General features: G+C 69.5%; 17 protein-coding genes. 10 read left to right on the top strand and 7 right to left on the bottom strand.

Going from position 1 to position 18,318, the window contains the following annotated elements; translation table 11 throughout:
• Nucleotides 1–31: 31 nt before the first annotated feature.
• The 6 genes from pgl to tkt are packed head-to-tail and all read right to left on the bottom strand — an operon-like array spanning nucleotide 32 to nucleotide 8,166.
• Entirely contained in the window at nucleotides 32–811 is a 780-nt protein-coding gene (pgl, locus tag ACWIDW_RS03250; protein WP_454122902.1) for a 6-phosphogluconolactonase, read from the bottom strand.
• 4 nt (nucleotides 812–815) lie between these two features.
• A complete protein-coding gene (locus ACWIDW_RS03245; RefSeq protein WP_454122900.1) occupies nucleotides 816–1,751 on the bottom strand; it encodes a glucose-6-phosphate dehydrogenase assembly protein OpcA in 936 nt (311 codons plus the stop codon).
• Nucleotides 1,748–3,292 (bottom strand): glucose-6-phosphate dehydrogenase, encoded by a 1,545-nt coding sequence (zwf, locus tag ACWIDW_RS03240; protein WP_454122898.1) that lies wholly within the window; start codon nucleotides 3,290–3,292, stop codon nucleotides 1,748–1,750. Before zwf ends, ACWIDW_RS03245 begins: the two co-directional genes overlap by 4 nt.
• Nucleotides 3,293–3,326: 34 nt before the next feature.
• Nucleotides 3,327–4,925: a glucose-6-phosphate isomerase gene (locus tag ACWIDW_RS03235; RefSeq protein WP_454122896.1), complete on the bottom strand. Its 1,599-nt coding sequence runs from the start codon at nucleotides 4,923–4,925 to the stop codon at nucleotides 3,327–3,329.
• Nucleotides 4,922–6,034, bottom strand: coding sequence for a transaldolase (gene tal, locus ACWIDW_RS03230; RefSeq protein ID WP_454122894.1), 1,113 nt, complete (start codon nucleotides 6,032–6,034; stop codon nucleotides 4,922–4,924). The genes ACWIDW_RS03235 and tal overlap by 4 nt, the downstream gene beginning before the upstream one ends.
• A gap of 26 nt (nucleotides 6,035–6,060) precedes the next feature.
• Nucleotides 6,061–8,166 (bottom strand): transketolase, encoded by a 2,106-nt coding sequence (gene tkt, locus ACWIDW_RS03225; RefSeq protein ID WP_454122893.1) that lies wholly within the window; start codon nucleotides 8,164–8,166, stop codon nucleotides 6,061–6,063.
• 253 nt (nucleotides 8,167–8,419) lie between these two features.
• On the opposite strand from tkt, the gene ACWIDW_RS03220 reads away from it, so the two are divergent.
• Nucleotides 8,420–9,355, top strand: coding sequence for a heme o synthase (locus ACWIDW_RS03220; protein WP_452321124.1), 936 nt, complete (start codon nucleotides 8,420–8,422; stop codon nucleotides 9,353–9,355).
• Nucleotides 9,356–9,430: 75 nt separating this feature from the next.
• On the opposite strand, the gene ACWIDW_RS03215 is transcribed toward ACWIDW_RS03220, so the two are convergent.
• Nucleotides 9,431–10,573 (bottom strand): COX15/CtaA family protein, encoded by a 1,143-nt coding sequence (locus ACWIDW_RS03215; protein WP_454122891.1) that lies wholly within the window; start codon nucleotides 10,571–10,573, stop codon nucleotides 9,431–9,433.
• 239 nt (nucleotides 10,574–10,812) lie between these two features.
• Here ACWIDW_RS03215 and sufB point away from each other — a divergent pair, with 239 nt between their 5' ends.
• From sufB to ACWIDW_RS03170, 9 genes are all read left to right on the top strand, one after another.
• Complete coding sequence (gene sufB, locus ACWIDW_RS03210; protein ID WP_454122889.1) at nucleotides 10,813–12,231, top strand: Fe-S cluster assembly protein SufB; 1,419 nt, start codon at nucleotides 10,813–10,815, stop codon at nucleotides 12,229–12,231.
• Entirely contained in the window at nucleotides 12,231–13,427 is a 1,197-nt protein-coding gene (gene sufD, locus ACWIDW_RS03205; RefSeq protein ID WP_454122887.1) for a Fe-S cluster assembly protein SufD, read from the top strand. Before sufB ends, sufD begins: the two co-directional genes overlap by 1 nt.
• A complete protein-coding gene (locus ACWIDW_RS03200) occupies nucleotides 13,424–13,750 on the top strand; it encodes a non-heme iron oxygenase ferredoxin subunit (protein WP_454122886.1) in 327 nt (108 codons plus the stop codon). The genes sufD and ACWIDW_RS03200 overlap by 4 nt, the downstream gene beginning before the upstream one ends.
• The gene (gene sufC, locus ACWIDW_RS03195; protein WP_454122884.1) at nucleotides 13,751–14,521 is read left to right on the top strand and encodes a Fe-S cluster assembly ATPase SufC; all 771 of its coding nucleotides are present in this window, start codon (nucleotides 13,751–13,753) and stop codon (nucleotides 14,519–14,521) included.
• A gap of 9 nt (nucleotides 14,522–14,530) precedes the next feature.
• Nucleotides 14,531–14,860, top strand: a complete 330-nt coding sequence (locus ACWIDW_RS03190) for a metal-sulfur cluster assembly factor (protein ID WP_454122882.1) — start codon at nucleotides 14,531–14,533, stop codon at nucleotides 14,858–14,860.
• A gap of 9 nt (nucleotides 14,861–14,869) precedes the next feature.
• On the top strand, nucleotides 14,870–16,279 hold the full coding sequence (locus ACWIDW_RS03185) for an MFS transporter (RefSeq protein ID WP_454122880.1): 1,410 nt from the start codon (nucleotides 14,870–14,872) through the stop codon (nucleotides 16,277–16,279).
• Nucleotides 16,280–16,414: 135 nt separating this feature from the next.
• The gene (locus ACWIDW_RS03180; protein ID WP_454122878.1) at nucleotides 16,415–17,017 is read left to right on the top strand and encodes a biotin transporter BioY; all 603 of its coding nucleotides are present in this window, start codon (nucleotides 16,415–16,417) and stop codon (nucleotides 17,015–17,017) included.
• Nucleotides 17,014–17,694 carry an energy-coupling factor ABC transporter ATP-binding protein gene (locus tag ACWIDW_RS03175; protein ID WP_454122876.1) on the top strand — a complete coding sequence of 227 codons (681 nt, stop codon included), beginning with the start codon at nucleotides 17,014–17,016 and terminating at the stop codon, nucleotides 17,692–17,694. Before ACWIDW_RS03180 ends, ACWIDW_RS03175 begins: the two co-directional genes overlap by 4 nt.
• Nucleotides 17,691–18,287, top strand: coding sequence for an energy-coupling factor transporter transmembrane component T family protein (locus tag ACWIDW_RS03170; RefSeq protein ID WP_454122874.1), 597 nt, complete (start codon nucleotides 17,691–17,693; stop codon nucleotides 18,285–18,287). The genes ACWIDW_RS03175 and ACWIDW_RS03170 overlap by 4 nt, the downstream gene beginning before the upstream one ends.
• Nucleotides 18,288–18,318 lie beyond the last annotated feature (31 nt).

Genomic DNA, 18,318 nt, shown 5'->3' with positions numbered 1-18,318 from the left:
AGGGACCGAAGAAAGCTCAGGGGCCCAGGGATCAGTAGTCGCGATCGATGAGGTCGGGGGAGACCTCCGCGGCCGCGGCCTCGTCGACGAAGAACACCGTGCGGCGCCGGCCCTTGGCGCCCGCAGCGGGCACGCTGGCGTAGCTCGCGCCGGCGAGGGCGAGGCCGAGAGCGGATGCCTTGTCTGCGCCGGTCAGCACCAGCCAGACGCGCTTGGCGGAGTTCAGCACCGGGCGGGTCAGCGTGACGCGCTCCGACGGCGGCTTCGGGGAGTTGCGCACGGGCAGCGCCGCTGCATCGGTCACCGTCACCTCGGGACGATCGGGGAAGAGCGACGCGATGTGCCCGTCGGGTCCGACGCCGAGGAAGCAGACGGCGAACGAGGGCCACTCGCCGTGCACACTGGAGAAGCGCGCGAGCTCGGCGGCGTAGGCATCCGCCGCTTCGTCGAGCGTGACACCGTCGCTGGGAGCGGCCACCTCGTGCACGTTCTCGGTCGACACGGGGATGTGATCGAGCAGCGCCCGTCGCGACTGCAGTGAATTGCGGTCGGGGTCGTCGCGCTCGACGAAGCGCTCGTCGCCCCACCAGAAATGCACCAGAGACCAGTCGATGTCGGCCGAGCGCGGGTCTGCGGCGGTGGCCGCGAGCACAGCCCCGCCCATCGAACCGCCCGTGAGGCACACATGCGCGATGCGGCCGTTGCGGGTGCGAGCCTGCAGCCGCGTGATGAAGCGGTCTGCCACGCGCGTCGCGAGCTCGGCGGGGGTGGGCTCGACGACCACCGACTTCGTCGTTCCCTGGACCTTCATTCGCTCACACTTCCTGCTCGGGCGGACCGAGGTGCGTCCAGCCCTCGGTGATGACTCGACCATAGAGCAGATCAGCATCGAGCCGGCGCAGCTCCTCGGCGAGGCACTCGCGCAGGGTGCGTCGCGGCAGGTGCAGCTCATGATCCGGCTGGCCGGGCTGGGTCAGCAAGGCGACGCTCGGCGAGGGGCGCTCGAGCAGGATGTCTCCGCTGGCACGGGTGAGGCGCACCGACTTGATGCCCTCCTCCCACACGCTCGGGTCCTCGTACGACCACGTGACGGGCACCTGCAGCGCCATCTGCAGCCACGCAGCGAGCAGCGCGGTCGAGGGCGACGCCGCGGCGCCGCGCACCTCGGCGCCGGTGACGTCTTCGAACGGCGGCTGGTCGAGCACGGCCGCGAGCTGTTCGCGCCAGTGCGTGAGACGGGTCCAGGCAAGGTCGGTGTCGCCGGGGGCGTGGGTGCGACCGAGCGTGCTGAGCCGGTCACGCACGTCGGGGCTCGTGGCCGCGTCGGTGATGCGGCGCTGGGCGATCCGCCCGAGGGGCGAGTCGGCGGCATCCTGCGGCGCCTCGTCGGGCCACCACGCGACGACCGGGGCATCCGGAAGCAGCAGACCGGTGACCAGGCTCTCGGCGTTGCTCGCGGCGTCGCCGTAGGCGCGCAGCACCACGACCTCGCTCGCGCCCGCGTCGCCGCCGACGCGGATCTGCGCGTCGAGGCGAGCCTCGCCGTCGCCGACGGTGAGCACGATCACCCGCATCGGATGCTCGCGGGATGCGTCGTTGGCGGCCTCGATGGCCTCTTCGGCCACGCCGTTGCGGGCGGCGATGATCAGGGTCAGCACGCGACCGAGGGCGACGGCGCCGCCCTCCTCGCGCATGTTGACCAGCCGCTTGGCGACCTTGCTGATCGTCGTGTCGGGGATGTCGATGATCACGGGCGTCTCCAGACTCGTCCGTCGCGGGCCAGCAGCTCATCGGCCGAGGCAGGGCCCCACGAGCCGGGGGCGTACTGCTCGGGCTGCTCGTCGAGCGATGCCCAGTACTGCTCGATCGGGTCGAGGATCTTCCACGACAGCTCGACCTCCTCGTGGCGCGGGAACAGCGGCGGATCACCCAGCAGCACGTCGAGGATGAGTCGCTCGTACGCCTCGGGGCTCGCCTCGGTGAAGGCGTGGCCGTAGCCGAAGTCCATGGTCACGTCGCGCACCTGGGTGCCCGCGCCGGGAACCTTCGAGCCGAAGCGGATCGTGACGCCCTCGTTGGGCTGCACGCGGATGACCAGTGCGTTCTGACCGAGCTCCGACTCACGGCCCATCAGGTGGTGCGGTGCGCGCTTGAAGACGACGGCGATCTCGGTGACCCGGCGACCCAGGCGCTTTCCCGTGCGCAGGTAGAACGGCACCCCGGCCCAGCGGCGGGTGGCGATCTCGAGCTTGAGGGCGGCGTACGTCTCGGTGGTCGACTGCGGGTTCATCCCCTCCTCCTCGAGGAAGCCGTTCACCTTCTCGCCACCCTGCCAGCCACCGGCGTACTGGCCGCGGGCGGCCGCCGTCGACAGGTCCTCGGGCAGCTGAACGGCCTCGAGCACCTTCTCCTTCTCGGCGCGCAGATGCTCTGCCGACAGGCTGATCGGCTCTTCCATCGCGGTGAGCGCGAGCAGCTGCAGCAGGTGGTTCTGAATGACGTCGCGCGCCGCGCCGATGCCGTCGTAGTACCCCGCGCGTCCGCCGACGCCGATGTCCTCGGCCATGGTGATCTGCACGTGATCGATGTGGTTGCGGTTCCAGATCGGCTCGTACAGCTCGTTCGCGAAGCGCAGCGCGAGGATGTTCTGCACCGTCTCCTTGCCGAGGTAGTGATCGATGCGGAAGATCGAATCGGCGGGGAACGCGACCTCGAGTGCGCTGTTCAGCGCACGAGCCGACTCGAGGTCATCGCCGAACGGCTTCTCGATCACGACGCGACGCCAGCACGTGTCGTCGTCGCTGTGCTCGCCGACCAGACCCGATTCCTTCAGCTGGCGCGCCACCGTGGGGAAGTCCTTCGGCGGGATCGACAGGTAGAAAGCGTGGTTGCCCATGGTGCCGCGCTCGACGTCGAGCGTCTCGACGGTCTCCCGCAGTCGGGCGAACGACTGCGGGTCGTCGAACGTGCCCTGCACGAACCGGATGCCCTGCAGCAGCTGCTGCCAGGTCTCCTCACGGAACTCGGTGCGGGAGTGCTCCTTCACGGCGTCGTACACGACCTTCGCGAAGTCCTGATCCTCCCAGTCGCGCCGGGCGAAGCCGACGAGGGCGAAACCCGGTGGCAGCAGACCGCGGTTCGCGAGGTCGTAGACCGCGGGCATGAGCTTCTTGCGCGACAGGTCGCCCGTCACGCCGAAGATCACCAGGGCGCTCGGGCCGGCGATGCGGTTCAGCCGGCGATCATCGGGATCGCGGAGGGGATTGTGTCCGCGGGAGACGGTGGCAGTCATCGGTGGGGGATATCTCCAAGTGGTGAGGATGATCTCACTGGGCGGCTTCGAAGAGCGCCAGCACGTCATCCACGGCGTCTGTGATGGTGAGGGTGACGACGGGGCGGCCGAGTCCTGAGAGCACCGCCGCGTCACCCGCGGCCTGCGCCTCGATCAGCTGCCCGAAGGTGAACGGACGCCCGGGGATCTCGAGTTCGACGTCGGTGCGCTCGGTGATCTGCAGGAACACGCCCTGCGCCGGGCCGCCCTTGTGGTACTGGCCCGTCGAGTGCAGGAAGCGGGGGCCCCAGCCGAACGTGGTCGGGCGCCCGGAGTCCGCCGCCGCCATCTCGCGCAGCCCCTGAAGCTGGGGCATCTCGGTGCGGTCGACGTACGCCTGGATCGCGACGTACCCGTCGGTGCCCAACCGGGCCCACAGGGCGTCGAGGACACCGGCGAGTGTCCCCGAGGCGAGCAGCGCCGGGTCCGACGCCCGCACCTCGATCCCGCTCTCGACGAACGCCGCCGCGGTGGCCTCCGGTCGCGCATCGAGGAGTCCGCGTGCGGCGGTCTTCGCCGCTTCCACATCGGGCTGGTCGAACGGGTTGATGCCGAGCAGGCGCCCCGCGATCGCGGTCGCGTACTCCCAGAGCAGGAACTGCGCGCCGAGGGTTCCGCTGACGAGGATCTCGCCCTGGTGACGCAGGTGGCGCTCGTCGGCGTCGTCGACGAGCCGCACGATCTGCAGATCGTGCGGCTGGGACTCCACCTCGGGAGAGACGGGCAGCAGCACCACCGGGAGGATGCCGGTACCGGCCTTCCCGGTGGACTCGGCGATCAGCTGCTCGATCCAGTCGGGCAGCCCCTCGATGTGGGTGCCGTCGCTGATGAGTCCGAGCTTGTCGCGACGCGGCTCGGTGCCCACGATCGCGGCGGCCAGCCGCAGCGCCGGGTTCTCCGGCGAGTCGACGGCGAACTGCAGCAGCGAGGCCTCGGCCTCGTCGAGCAGCTCGCCGATGTCGGCGCCTGCCAGGCCCGCGGGCACCAGGCCGAAGGCAGTGAGCGCCGAGTACCGTCCGCCGACGTTCGGGTCGGCGGTGAAGACGCGGTATCCGGCGTCCCGAGCCGACGCCTCCAGCGGGGATCCGGGGTCGGTGACGACGACGATGCGCTCAGCCGGGTCGATGCCGAGGTCACTGAAGGCGGCCTCGAAGGCGCGCCGCTGCGAGTCGGTCTCGATGGTGGATCCCGACTTCGACGAGACGACCAGCGCCGTCCGGGCCAGACCCTCGTCGATCGCGCGCAGCACCTGAGCGGGGGCGGTGCTGTCGAGGATGGTCAGCGGCACGCCGGCGGTGTTCGCGATGACCTCCGGGGCGAGCGAGGAGCCGCCCATGCCGGCCAGCACGATCCGGTCGATCCCGCGCGCGCGGAGGTCGTCGCGCAGGGCGGCGATCTCCGCGACGAGCGGGCGGGAGTTCGACACGGCGTCGACCCAGCCGAGACGCACGGATGCCTCGGCGGAGGCATCCGCACCCCACAGGTCACTGTCGGCTGCGGTGACACGTGACGCGACGAGGTCGTCGACCAGGCCCGGCACGAGCTGCTCGACGGACGTCTGCGCCGCCTGCGACACGTGCACCGAGACGGTCATCGTGCGGCTTCCAGAACCTCTGCGACGCTGCCGAGCAGGCCGTGCCACGAGTCGATGAACTTGGCCACGCCCTCCTCTTCGAGCACCCGGGTGACGTCGTCGAAGTCGACGCCGACGGCCTCGAGGCTGGCCATCACCTCGTGCGACTCGGCGTAGGTCGAGGTGATGGTGTCGCCGGTGACCTCGCCGTGGTCGAAGGTCGCCTCGAGCGTCTTCTCGGGCATCGTGTTCACCACACCGGGAGCGACCAGCTGGGTCACGTACAGCGTGTCGGGCAGGTTCGGGTCCTTGACACCGGTGGATGCCCACAGCGGGCGCTGCAGGTTGGCACCCAGGGCGATGAGGTCCTGCGCACGCTTCTCGGCGAACTTCTTCTCGAAGAGCTCGTAGGCGAGGCGGGCGTTGGCGAGCCCCGCCTTGCTCTTCAGCGCCAGCGCCTCGTCGGTGCCGATCTCGGTGAGGCGCCGGTCGGTCTCGGTGTCGACGCGCGAGACGAAGAACGAGGCGACCGAGTGGATGCTCGACAGGTCGAAGTCGGCGGAATGCGCGCGCTCGAGGCCGGTCAGGTAGGCGTCGATGACGTCGTTGTAGCGCTCCAGGCTGAAGATCAGGGTGACGTTCACGCTGATGCCGGTGGCGATGGCCTCGGTGATCGCGGGGAGACCGGCCTTGGTGGCGGGGATCTTCACGAGCAGGTTGGGGCGGTCGATCTTCTGCCACAGCTCCTTGGCCGACGCGACCGTACCTGCGGTGTCGTGCGCGAGGTCGGGGGAGACCTCGATCGAGACACGTCCGTCGACGTGGTTCGTGGCCTCCCACACCGGGCGGAAGACGTCGAGTGCGTCGGCCACATCCTGCGTGGTGGCGGCGAAGATCGCCTCGGATGCGCTCGCGCCGGCAACGGCGAGCTCGTGGGTCTGCTCGTCGTAGGAGGTGTCGTTCTCATCCATCAGCGCCGTCGCGAAGATCGTCGGATTCGTGGTGACGCCGACGACGTTGCGCGTGTCGATGAGCTGCTGGAGGTTGCCGGAGCTGATCCGCGTGCGCGACAGGTCGTCGAGCCAGATGCTGACGCCGGCCTGCGCGAGGTTCTCGGTGGGGGTGCTCATGATCTCTTGCTCTCCTTCTGCAGCGCTCAGCGCGCCGCGTCGGCGATGGTCTCGCGTGCGGCCGAGACGACCGCCTCGGCCGTGACGCCGAACTTCTCGAACAGGGTCTTGTAGTCGGCCGACGCACCGAAGTGGTCGATGCCGATCGACCGGCCGCGGTCGCCGACGATGCCGCGCCAGCTTGCGATCGAGCCCGCCTCGACGGAGACGCGGGCGGTGACGGATGCCGGCAGCACCGACTCGCGGTAGGCCTCGTCCTGCTCGGCGAACCACTCCAGCGAGGGTGCCGACACGACGCGGGCGTTCACGCCCTCCGCTGCGAGCGTCTCGCGGGCGGCGACCGCCAGCTGCACCTCGGAGCCGGTGGCGATGAGGATCACGTCCGGCGTGCCGCTCGGCGCCTCGGCGAGCACGTACGCGCCCTTCGCGGTGTGGGCCGCAGAGGCGAGCGTGTCGCCGGAGGCCTCGCCGTCGCCGCGCTCGAAGACGGCGATGTTCTGCCGGGTCAGCGCGATGCCGGCGGGTCCGCCGTGACGGCGCAGCAGCTCGAGCCACGCCGCGGCGGTCTCGTTGGCGTCGGCGGGGCGCACGACGGTGAAGTTGGGGATCAGGCGCAGCGACGCGAGCTGCTCGATCGGCTGGTGCGTCGGGCCGTCCTCGCCCAGCGCCACCGAGTCGTGGGTCCAGACGAAGATGCTCGGCACGTTCATCAGGGCGGCCAGACGCACCGCGGGGCGCATGTAGTCGCTGAAGATGAGGAACGTGCCGCCGAATGCGCGGGTGGGGCCGTGCAGCACGATGCCGTTGATGATCGCGCCCATCGCGTGCTCGCGGATGCCGAAGTGCAGCACCCGGCCGTACGGGTTGCCCTTCCACTCGTGGGTCGACCACTCGGTCGGGATGAACGAGGGCGCGTCCTTGATGGTGGTCAGGTTCGACTCGGCGAGGTCGGCCGAGCCGCCCCACAGCTCGGGCAGCCGCGCGGCGAGCGCGTTGATGACCTGACCGGATGCCGCGCGGGTCGACACGTCCTTGCCGGACTCGAAGACCGGGAGCGCGTCGGCGATGTCCTCGGGAAGCTCGTGCGCCTCGAGCCGGTCGAGCAGCGCCTTTCGCTCCGGATTGGCCTCGGCCCATGCGTCGAACGACTTCTGCCACTCGGCGCGGACCTCGGCCGCCCGCTCTGCGAGCGTGCGGGTGCGCGCGATGACGTCGTCTGCGACGACGAAGTGCTGCTCGGGGTCGAAGCCGAGCACCTTCTTGGTGGCGGCGAGCTCGTCGGCACCCAGTGCGGAGCCGTGGATCTTGCCCGTGTTCTGCTTGCCGGGGGAGGGCCAGCCGATGATGGTCTTCAGGATGATGAGCGAGGGCTTTGACTGCTCGCCCTGCGCGGCGATGATCGCGGCGTGCAGCTCGGCGACGTCCTCGACGTACTGGCCGGTCTTCTTCCAGTCGACCGTCTGCACGTGCCAGCCGTACGCCTCGTAGCGCGCGGCGACGTCCTCGGTGAAGGCGACGTCGGTGTCGTCCTCGATCGAGATCTGGTTCGAGTCGTAGATCGCGATGAGGTTGCCCAGCTGCTGGTGGCCCGCGAGCGACGACGCCTCGCTGGTCACACCCTCCTGCAGGTCGCCGTCGCCGGCGATCACGTAGACGAAGTGGTCGAACGGGCTGGTGCCGGCAGCGGCATCCGGATCGAACAGCCCGCGCTCGTACCGGGCGGCGTACGCGAAGCCGACGGCCGACGCGAGGCCCTGGCCGAGCGGCCCGGTGGTGATCTCGACGCCCTTGGTGTGCCCGTACTCGGGGTGGCCGGGGGTCTTGGACCCCCAGGTGCGCAGCGACTCGAGGTCTTCGAGCTCGAGCCCGAAGCCGCCGAGGTACAGCTGCACGTACTGCGTCAGCGACGAGTGACCGACCGAGAGGATGAAGCGGTCGCGGCCCAGCCAGTCGGTGTCGGCGGGGTCGTGCCGCATCACGCGCTGGTAGAGCAGGTACGCTGCGGGGGCGAGGCTCATCGCCGTACCGGGATGACCGTTGCCCACCTTCTCGACGGCATCGGCCGCGAGCACTCGGGCGGTGTCCACCGCGCGTCGGTCGATCTCATCCCAGTGCAGTTCTGTCACAGCCATACTCCTTAAGACGCGGGGGGACGCTCCCGCATTCCTGCGCCTTCCGCGTCTTCACGGAGTGGAAACATGCACAGCAGCGGGGTGCGCGAGTGGGTTTCAGCATAGCGGGGCGCACGTGACCGGTCTGCGTGTGTTGCGGGCGCTGCCGACGGGGCGTGAGCGCTTTCCGGGCGAGGCCGCGCCGCGGATCGAGGGGCCCGTGCGCCGACCCGGCACGACACGCCGGGTGGCATAGAATGGGGGGACGTCCGCCATGTATAAGGAGGGGATCGCGATCTCGACCACATCGCAGGCCGCCGCGACTCATCACTCGCTCGGTCAGAGGGTTCGCGGTTACATCGCCCTCACCAAGCCCCGCGTGCTCGAGCTTCTGCTCGTCTCCACCGTCCCGGTGATGTTCCTCGCCGAGCGCGGGATGCCCGACATCTGGCTCGTCGTCGCGACGGTCATCGGCGGCGCGATGAGCGCATCGTCGGCGGCGTCGTTCAACATGTACCTCGATCGCGACATCGACGTGCACATGAAGCGCACCGAGAACCGCCCCCTCGTCACCGGCGAGGTGTCACCGCGCGGGGCCCTGGTGTTCTCGTGGGTGCTGGCCGTGGCATCCACCGTCTGGCTGCTGCTGACCACCAACTGGCTCACCGCGACGCTGTCGGTCGTCGCGATCTTCTTCTACGTCGTGATCTACACGATGATCCTCAAGCGCCGCACCGAGCAGAACATCGTCTGGGGCGGCATCGCGGGATGCTTCCCCGTGCTGATCGGCTGGAGCGCCGTCACCGGCTCGCTGGACTGGCCGCCGTTCGTGCTCTTCGTGCTCGTCTTCCTCTGGACGCCGCCGCACTACTGGCCGCTGTCGATGAAGTACAAGGACGACTACGACGACGTGGACGTGCCGATGCTCGGCGTCACCCGCTCGGCCTCGCAGGTCGGCCTGCAGGTCATCCTGTACGCGTGGGCCACCGTGGTGTGCTCGCTGCTGCTCGTGCCCGTCGCGCACATGGGCCTGGTCTACACCGTCTCGGCGCTCGTCTTCGGCGGCTGGTTCGTCTACGAGTCGCACCGCCTGTACAACCGTGCCGTGCGCGGCGGCGAGCCGCGACCGATGCGCGTCTTCCACGCGTCGATCACGTACCTCACGCTGATCTTCCTCGCCGTCGCGGTCGACCCGCTGCTGCCGTTCTGATCTGCCCTCGACACCATCGCGAAGAGGCCCCCACCGGAATCCGGCGGGGGCCTCTTCGCGCGTCGCGCGATGCGCTCAGGTGACGGGCTTCTTCAGCTTCGTGACGACGACCACGTAGGTCGCGGCGGACAGCGCCGCGAGCACCATGTGCACGCCGACGAGCACAGGGGGGAGTCCGGTGCGCGCCTGCAGCACGCCCACGCCGACCTGCACGGCGATCGCCGCCGTGAGCGCCAGCAGCCACGCGCGCGGACGCAGGCGCATGGCCCAGCTCGCCACGAGCAGCGTCAGCACGAGCGCGGCCAGGATGTAGCCGGGCCAGGAGTGCACGTGTGCCAGAACCGTGGCGTCGAAGCCCTCTCGCCGGATCGCCTCGTCGCCCGAGTGCGGACCGGATCCGGTCGTCAGCACGCCGACCACGATGGTGGTCGCGAGAGCGAGACCGGTGACGTGGGTCAGCACCGAGAACCACGTGGGCACGGCCGGCACGCGGGGCGCATCACCGGTGCCGAGCCGAACGAGGAACAGCGCCGTCACGCACACCAGCGCGAGTGAGACGGTGTAGTGGAAGCCCACGATGAAGGCGTTCAGGCTGCTGATCACCGCGAATCCCCCGACCACGGCCTGGGCCATCACGCCGACCAGCACCACCCAGGCGAGCACCGCCAGGTCTTTGCGGGGCATCGGCTGGCGCAGCGAATCGGTGGCGCCGACGAGCACGGCCAGCAGCAGTGCGGCCGACATGAGCGCCGCGGCGATCACCGCCGTCGTCCGCTCATCGGCTCCCGGCACGCCCACCAGAGCGGTCGTGATGTACACCAGCACCCCGAGCGCGATTCCGCCCAGCGCGAACCACACGGCGCGCACCACGAGGCGGCGCCCGCTGACGACGTGCAGGGTGAGCATCAGCACCGCGAGCGCCAGCAGCCCGACCACGCCGGTCATGACGCGGTTGCCGAATTCGATGGCTCCGTGCAGGCCCTGCACCTCGAGGATCGGCACGAGCGACTCGGGCGTGCACAGCGGCCACTCCGAGCATCCGAGCCCCGACCCGGTCAGGCGCACCGCCCCACCGGTGCCGATGATGATGACCTCGGCGAGGAAGGACAGCCACGCGAACACGCGCAGCCGTCGACCGATCGTCGTCGGCAGCCACCCGAAGGAATCGCCGCGGGAGCGGCTGCGCGTGATCATATCCGCAGCGCTGGTGTGGTTCATGGTGCCTCCGGTTCGCGGAATCGACAGGCGGGCGCGGCCCGCTCGCGAGGCGGAACCTGTAGAATCGGGATTGTGATGAGGGGCGCACACAGCGCGAGATCCCTCACCGACAGTTTAGGCGCGAGTCCTGCGCCGAAGATGAGGGCCCATGAGCGGCATCCTTTCCCTGAAGACTCGACGGGGAACCGGTGTGCCGGGGCGGATGACACCGTCTGGGCCCATATTGAGGAGAGTGAGTCATGTCGGATGTGCTGATCGACCGCCCGGAACTCGATGGGCTGGGGGTGTACGAGTTCGGCTGGCACGACGCTGATGCCGCCGGAGCCAGCGCGCGCCGCGGCCTCTCTGAGGACGTCGTGCGCGACATCTCGGCTCTCAAAAGCGAGCCGGAGTGGATGCTCAAGACCCGCCTCAAGGGGCTGTCGCTGTTCGACCGCAAGCCGATGCCCACCTGGGGTGCGGATCTGAGCGAGATCGACTTCGACAACATCAAGTACTTCGTCCGCTCCACCGAGAAGCAGGCGCAGAGCTGGGAAGACCTTCCCGACGACATCAAGAACACGTACGAGCGACTCGGCATCCCCGAGGCAGAGCGCCAGCGCCTCGTCGCCGGGGTCGCCGCGCAGTACGAGTCCGAGGTCGTCTACCACCAGATCCGCGAGGACCTCGAGCAGCAGGGTGTCATCTTCATGGACACCGACACGGCGCTGCGCGAGCACCCCGAGTTCTTCGAGGAGTACTTCGGCACCGTCATCCCGACGGGCGACAACAAGTTCGCCGCGCTCAACACGGCCGTGTGGTCGGGCGGCTCGTTCGTGTACGTGCCCAAGGGCGTGCACGTCGAGATCCCGCTGCAGGCGTACTTCCGCATCAACACCGAGAACATGGGTCAGTTCGAGCGGACCCTGATCATCGCCGACGAAGACAGCTACGTCCACTACATCGAGGGCTGCACCGCCCCGATCTACAAGTCGGACTCGCTGCACTCCGCCGTGGTCGAGATCATCGTGAAGAAGAACGCCCGCGTGCGCTACACGACGATCCAGAACTGGTCGAACAACGTCTACAACCTCGTCACCAAGCGGGCGGTCGCCCACGAGGGCGCCACCATGGAGTGGGTCGACGGCAACATCGGCTCCAAGGTGACGATGAAGTACCCGTCGATCTACCTGATGGGCGAGCACGCCAAGGGCGAGACGCTTTCGGTCGCCTTCGCCGGTCCCGGTCAGCACCAGGACGCCGGCGCGAAGATGGTGCACATGGCGCCGTACACGCAGTCGTCGATCGTGTCGAAGTCGATCGCCCGCGGCGGCGGCCGCTCGGGCTACCGCGGCGAGGTCCGCGTCGATGCGGCGGCGCACCACTCCGCCAACTCGGTGGTCTGCGATGCGCTGCTCGTCGACACGCAGTCGCGCTCCGACACGTACCCGGCGATCGACATCCGCGTCGACGACGTGCAGCTCGGTCACGAGGCCACGGTCTCGAAGGTCAGCGAGGAGCAGCTCTTCTACCTGCAGTCCCGCGGCATCGAGGAGACCGAGGCCATGGCGATGATCGTGCGCGGGTTCATCGAGCCCATCGCACGCGAGCTGCCGATGGAGTACGCGATGGAACTGAACAAGCTCATCGAGATGGGCATGGAAGGATCGGTCGGCTGATGACGGCCCCCACTCAGGCGCCCGAGCTGGCGCCGCAGACGAACGCGCACATCGACCCGGCCGCCCAGGTCGCGAACGCCGGTTTCGTGCCGGTGCAGACCCGCTCCGAGCGGCCCCGGTCGTTCGACCCCGACGACTTCGGCACCCCCACCGGACGCGAGGTCAACTGGAAGCACACTCCCGTCGCGCAGCTGAAGCCGCTGTTCGAGCCGGCCGGCGCGACCGACGCGGTCGCCTACACCTTCAGCCACGAGCAGTACGTGAGCGCACCGCTCGCGCACGGCGCGACACCGCGGGGCGAGTTCTTCGTCCCCGAGGACGTCGTCTCGGCCGTGGCCTGGCAGGGTGCGGCTGAGGCTCTGCATCTCGGCATCCCCGCCGACGAGGAGGTCGCCGAGCCGATCATCGTCACGATCGATGGCCGCGGAGGCCGCGCTGACGCGCACCTCGTGATCGAAGCAGGACGCCACAGCGTCGCGACGATCGTGCTGCAGCACACGGGCTCCGCCCAGTACGCGCAGAACGTCGAGATCATCGTCCGCGACGGAGCGAAGCTGAAGGTCGTCACCGTGCAGCGCTGGGAGGACGACGCGGTGCACGCGTCGGCTCACCAGGCGCGCGTCGACCGCGACGCCGAGCTCACCCACATCGTCGTCAGCCTCGGCGGCGGGGTCGTACGCGTGAACCCGAACGTCGAGCTCGCCGGCACCGGCTCGCACGGCTACCTGTACGGACTGTCGTTCGCCGACGCGGGCCAGCACCTGGAGAGCCAGGTGTACCTGCACCACAAGGGCGCGCACACCACCGGAGACGTGCTCTACAAGGGCGCGCTGCACGGTGAGAGCGCGCACAGCGTCTGGATCGGCGACGTGCTGATCGGCCCCGGCGCCACCGGCACCGACTCGTACGAGGCGAACCGCAACCTGGTGCTGACCGAGGGCGCACGCGCCGACTCGATCCCGAACCTCGAGATCCAGACCGGCGACATCGCCGGCGCCGGGCACGCGAGTGCCACCGGTCGCTTCGACGACGAGCAGCTGTTCTACCTGCAGGCTCGCGGCATCTCGGAGGAGGAGGCTCGTCGCCTGGTCGTGTTCGGCTTCCTCACCGAGGTCGTGCAGCGCATCGGCATCCCCGAGCTGCAGGACGAGCTGACCGCCGCCCTCGAAGCCGAGCTCGAGGCGGTGAGCGCGTGAGCGCACAGCGCGCCTGCAGCGTCAGCGAACTCGAGCAGGACACGCCGCTGCGCGTCGAGCTCGACGGGATCGCGATCTCGATCGTGAAGGACAGCGACGACCAGATCCACGCGATCGGCGACCGCTGCACGCACGGCGACATCTCGCTGTCCGAGGGTTTCGTGGAAGGCAAGACGCTGGAGTGCTGGGCCCACGGCTCGGCGTTCTCGCTCGAGACCGGCCGTCCCCTCAACCTCCCCGCTTACGAGCCCGTCCCGGTTTTCGTCGTCGAGATCGACGGCGACGACGTGCTCATCGACCCCACTGTCACTAAGGAAGTCTGAATGTCTGTTCTCGAGATCCGCGACCTGCACGTAACGGTCGAGACCGATCAGGGCACGACGCCGATCCTCAACGGGATCGACCTCACCATCAACACCGGTGAGACGCACGCCATCATGGGCCCCAACGGCTCGGGCAAGTCGACCCTCGCCTACACGATCGCCGGTCACCCCAAGTACACCGTCACCCAGGGCACCATCACCTTCGACGGTGAGGACGTGCTGGCGATGAGCGTCGACGAGCGCGCCCGCGCCGGTCTGTTCCTGGCCATGCAGTACCCGGTGGAGATCCCCGGGGTGACCGTCACCAACTTCCTGCGCACCGCGAAGACCGCGATCGACGGCGAGGCGCCCTCGATCCGGCAGTGGACGAAGGACGTCAAGTCGGCGATGTCGAACCTGCGCATGGACCCGAAGTTCGCGCAGCGCAACGTCAACGAGGGCTTCTCGGGCGGCGAGAAGAAGCGTCACGAGATCATGCAGCTCGAGGTGCTCAAGCCGAAGTTCGCCGTGCTCGACGAGACCGATTCCGGCCTCGACGTCGACGCGCTGAAGATCGTCTCGGACGGCGTCAACCGCGCCAAGGAGGCGACCAACCTCGGTGTGCTGCTGATCACCCACTACACCCGCATCCTGCGCTACATCCGCCCCGACTACGTGCACGTCATCGTGAAGGGACGCATCGTCGAGGAGGGCGGATCCGAGCTCGCCGACCGGCTCGAGGACGAGGGATACGACCGCTTCCTCGACCCCGCAGAGCCCATCGAAGCGTAGGCTGAGAGCATGACCACGACGCTCACTCCCGAGAAGTACGACGAGGTCACCGAGGCTCTCAAGGACGTCATGGACCCCGAGCTCGGGATCAACGTCGTCGACCTCGGCCTGATCTACGACCTCTCCTGGGACGACGAGAACGACGCGCTGGTCATCCACATGACGCTGACCAGTGCCGGATGCCCGCTCACCGATGTGCTCGAGGAGCAGACCGCCCAGGCGCTGGACTCGGTGGTCGACCAGTTCCGGATCAACTGGGTGTGGATGCCGCCGTGGGGCCCGGAGAAGATCACCGACGACGGCCGCGACATGATGCGCGCGCTCGGCTTCGCGATCTGACATGCAGGCGTGACGACCGGCGCTCCGTCCGCGACGATCTGGGACGGCACCCGTCTCGGGATCACGATCGGCTCGGTCGTGCTCATCTTCCTCGCGGCGATCGAGGCACTCGCCGTCACCACGGTGATGCCGGTCGTCAGCGCGGATCTGCACGGCGAGGCGCTCTACGCGGTCGCGTTCTCGGGCACGCTCGCGACGAGCGTGATCGGGATGGTGGCCGCGGGAACCTGGAGCGACCGCACAGGGCCCCGCGCGGCGCTGTACACGTCGGTCGCGCTGTTCCTGGTCGGGCTGGTGGTCTCGGGCATCGCGACCGACATGTACACCTTCCTCGCCGGCAGGCTCATCCAGGGGCTGGGTGCGGGCGGCCAGACGGTCGCGCTGTACGTGGTGGTCGCGCGCGTGTATCCGCCGCACCTGCACGGTCGTATCTTCGCCGCCTACGCCGCAGCCTGGGTCGTCCCGTCGATGATCGGGCCGTTCCTCGCGGGGCTCGTCACCGAGCTGTTGCACTGGCGTTGGACGTTCCTCGGGGTCGCCGTGCTGACGGCCGGCGCGTTCGTGCTCGTCGCGCAGCGTCTGCGCGGAGTCTCGCTCGAAGCGGACGCGCGCGACGCGGGGGACGCGGATCCGGATGCCGTCGCCGAGACCCCGGCTGCGGCACCCGCGCCCGGATCGTTCGCGACGCGCATGCTGCTCGCCGTCGTCGTGGCCGTCTGCGCGGTCGGCGTCGGCTTCACCGTCGAGGTGCCGTTCCCGGTCGGGGGAGTGCTGGCGGCGATCGGCATCATCGTGATCGGCGTCGCCCTGCTGCCGCTGCTTCCGAAGCGCACCCTGCGTGCGGCACCCGGCCTGCCGAGCGTCGTGCTGACCCGTGGACTCATCGCCGGTGCCTTCTTCGCCGCCGAGGCCTACATCCCGAAGCTGCTGATGGACGAGCACGGCTTCTCGCCGTCGATCGCCGGCCTGGCGCTCACGCTCGCGGCTCTCGGCTGGTCGAGCGCGTCGGCGGTGCAGGGGCGGTGGGGTGAGAGCCTGGGCAGCCGCCGCATCATGCTCATCACCTTTACTCTTATGATCACGGCGATCGTGGGCGTGCTGACGGTTGCTCTCGCCTGGCCACTGCCCTGGATCGTCGTCGTGGGGTGGGCACTCGCAGGCGCAGGGATGGGGCTGCTCTATCCGCGCCTGACCGTGCTCACCCTCGCGTACTCGACGACCCGCGACGAGGGATTCAACTCGTCGGCGCTGTCGATCTCGGATGCCACCGGCTCCGCCCTCGCGGTGGCCGTCGCCGGTCTCGGCTTCGTCGCCCTGCCGCTGCTGGGCAGCGGCTTCGCGACCGTCTATGCGTTCGCCGCGGTGCTCACCGTGCTCGCCCTGCTGCCGGGCCTGCGGATGGGCGATCCGGTCCGCTGACGGCGCAGGTCGACAAGATCTGCGCGCGCACGCTGTAGGTGTCGTCGTGCGCCGATCGGGATTCGGTCAATACTGTGGGAATCGTCAACGTGATCGCCGTTCCGGTGCACGTAGCCCACGATCCTCGGAGGACCGATGACTCCCGACCGCCGTCCACTCAGCGCTGATCTCGCACGCATCGCGGTCTTCGCCGCTCTCGTGATCGTCCTCGGCACGGTCATGGTGCCGCTGCCGAGCGGAGTCCCGATCACCGGCCAGACGCTCGGAGTGATGCTCGCCGGACTCGTGCTCGGCGCCCGGCGTGCTCCTCTCGCGATCCTGCTCGTGCTGGCGCTCGCGGGGATCGGGCTGCCCGTGCTGGCCGGAGGCCGCGGCGGACTAGGCGCCTTCGTCGGACCGACCGCCGGGTACCTGGCCGGCTGGGTGGTCGGCGCGATCGTGATCGGCATGATCGCGCACAGCGGGCGCTTCACGTGGTGGCGTGCGGCCACCGGTGCCGTCGTCGGCGGCATCGTCGTCGTCTACCTCTTCGGGATCCCGGTGCAGGCCGCGGTCACCGGGGTGCCGCTCGATCTGACAGCGCTGTCGAGCGTCGCCTTCCTGCCCGGCGACCTGATCAAGGCGACGCTGGCGACCCTGCTCGCAGTGGCACTCCGCCGGGCGTATCCGCGCGCCTTCCCGGCCCGTGCGGATGCACCGGCGCGCGCTGTCGGCGCCGGGGCCGTCGCTGCGCAGTGACGAGGGCGCACATCGCGTTCGACGACGTCTCCTACGTGGTCGACGGCGTTCCGATCCTGAACGGTGTCACGGCGCGGCTGACCGCGCCGCGCACCGCGGTGATCGGCGCGAACGGCTCAGGCAAGTCGACGTTCGCCCGCATGATGAACGGGCTGCGCCGGCCCACCACGGGCGCGGTGCGCGTGCTCGGGCTCGATCCGGCGGCAGACGGGTCGCGGGTGCGCTCGCGGGTCGGGTTCGTGTTCACCAACCCCGAGGCGCAGATCCTCATGCCGACGCCCGCCGAGGATCTGGCGCTCTCTCTCGGATCTGTGCCGCGCAGCGCGCGCAGGACGCACGTCGAGCAGATCCTCGACCGGTACGGGTTGGCGGGACGAGGTGATCAGCCGGTCTCGGAACTGTCGGGAGGCCAGCGCCAGCTGCTGGCGCTGGCCGCGGTGCTGTCCACCGACCCGCGGCTCGTCGTCGCCGACGAGCCGACGACGCTGCTCGATCTGCGCAACGCCCGACGGATCGCGGATCTGCTCCTGGGGCTTGCGGTGCCCGTCGTGATCGTCACACACGACCTCGATCTGGCAGCCCGCTGCGATGACGCGGTGCTCTTCGACGGCGGGCGGCTGGTCGCCGCGGGGGAGCCGCGCGCCGTGATCGAGACGTACCGTCGGATCAGCGCGTGATCTCGCTGTACCGACCGGGTGACAGCATCCTGCACCGGATGCCGGTGGGAGCAAAGCTTCTCGGTCTGGCGTGCAGCGCACTGGCGATCTCGGTCGCGCGCCCCGGCGCGGCAGGGACGCTCGTGCTGCTCGGCATCGCGTCGATCGTGCTGCTGGCGGCCGGCGCCGGGGCGCGCGGTCTTCTGCTCGCCTGGTGGCGCCTGCGCTGGCTCGTTGTGGTGCTGGGCGGCGCGCTCGTGATCTTCGTGAGCGCCGCCGCGGCCGTGCAGAACACCGGGCGGGTGGTGGCCCTGCTCCTTCTCGCCGAGGCCGTGACGCGCACCACCCGGACGGGCGACCTGCTCGACGTGCTGCGTCGGCTGTTCCGGCCGCTGCGCGTGTTCGGCGTCGACCCCGAGACCCCGGCTCTCGCCGTCTCCCTGACCATCACGATGGTGCCGGTGCTCGCCGGTCTGCTCGAGCAGGTGCGCGACGCACAGCAGGCCAGGGGAGTGCGGCTCGGCGTGCGCGCCGCCGTGCCGCTGCTCGTGCTCGCGATGAAGCACGCCGACGACGTCGGTGATGCGCTCACGGCCCGAGGCCTCGGTCGCTGACGCCGCCGACGGCATCCTGCTCACCCTGAAA

Source organism: Microbacterium sp. NPDC055312, from assembly GCF_053645675.1.
Note: the sequence above shows the minus strand (reverse complement) of the source record. Positions and strands in the feature narration are given on the sequence as shown.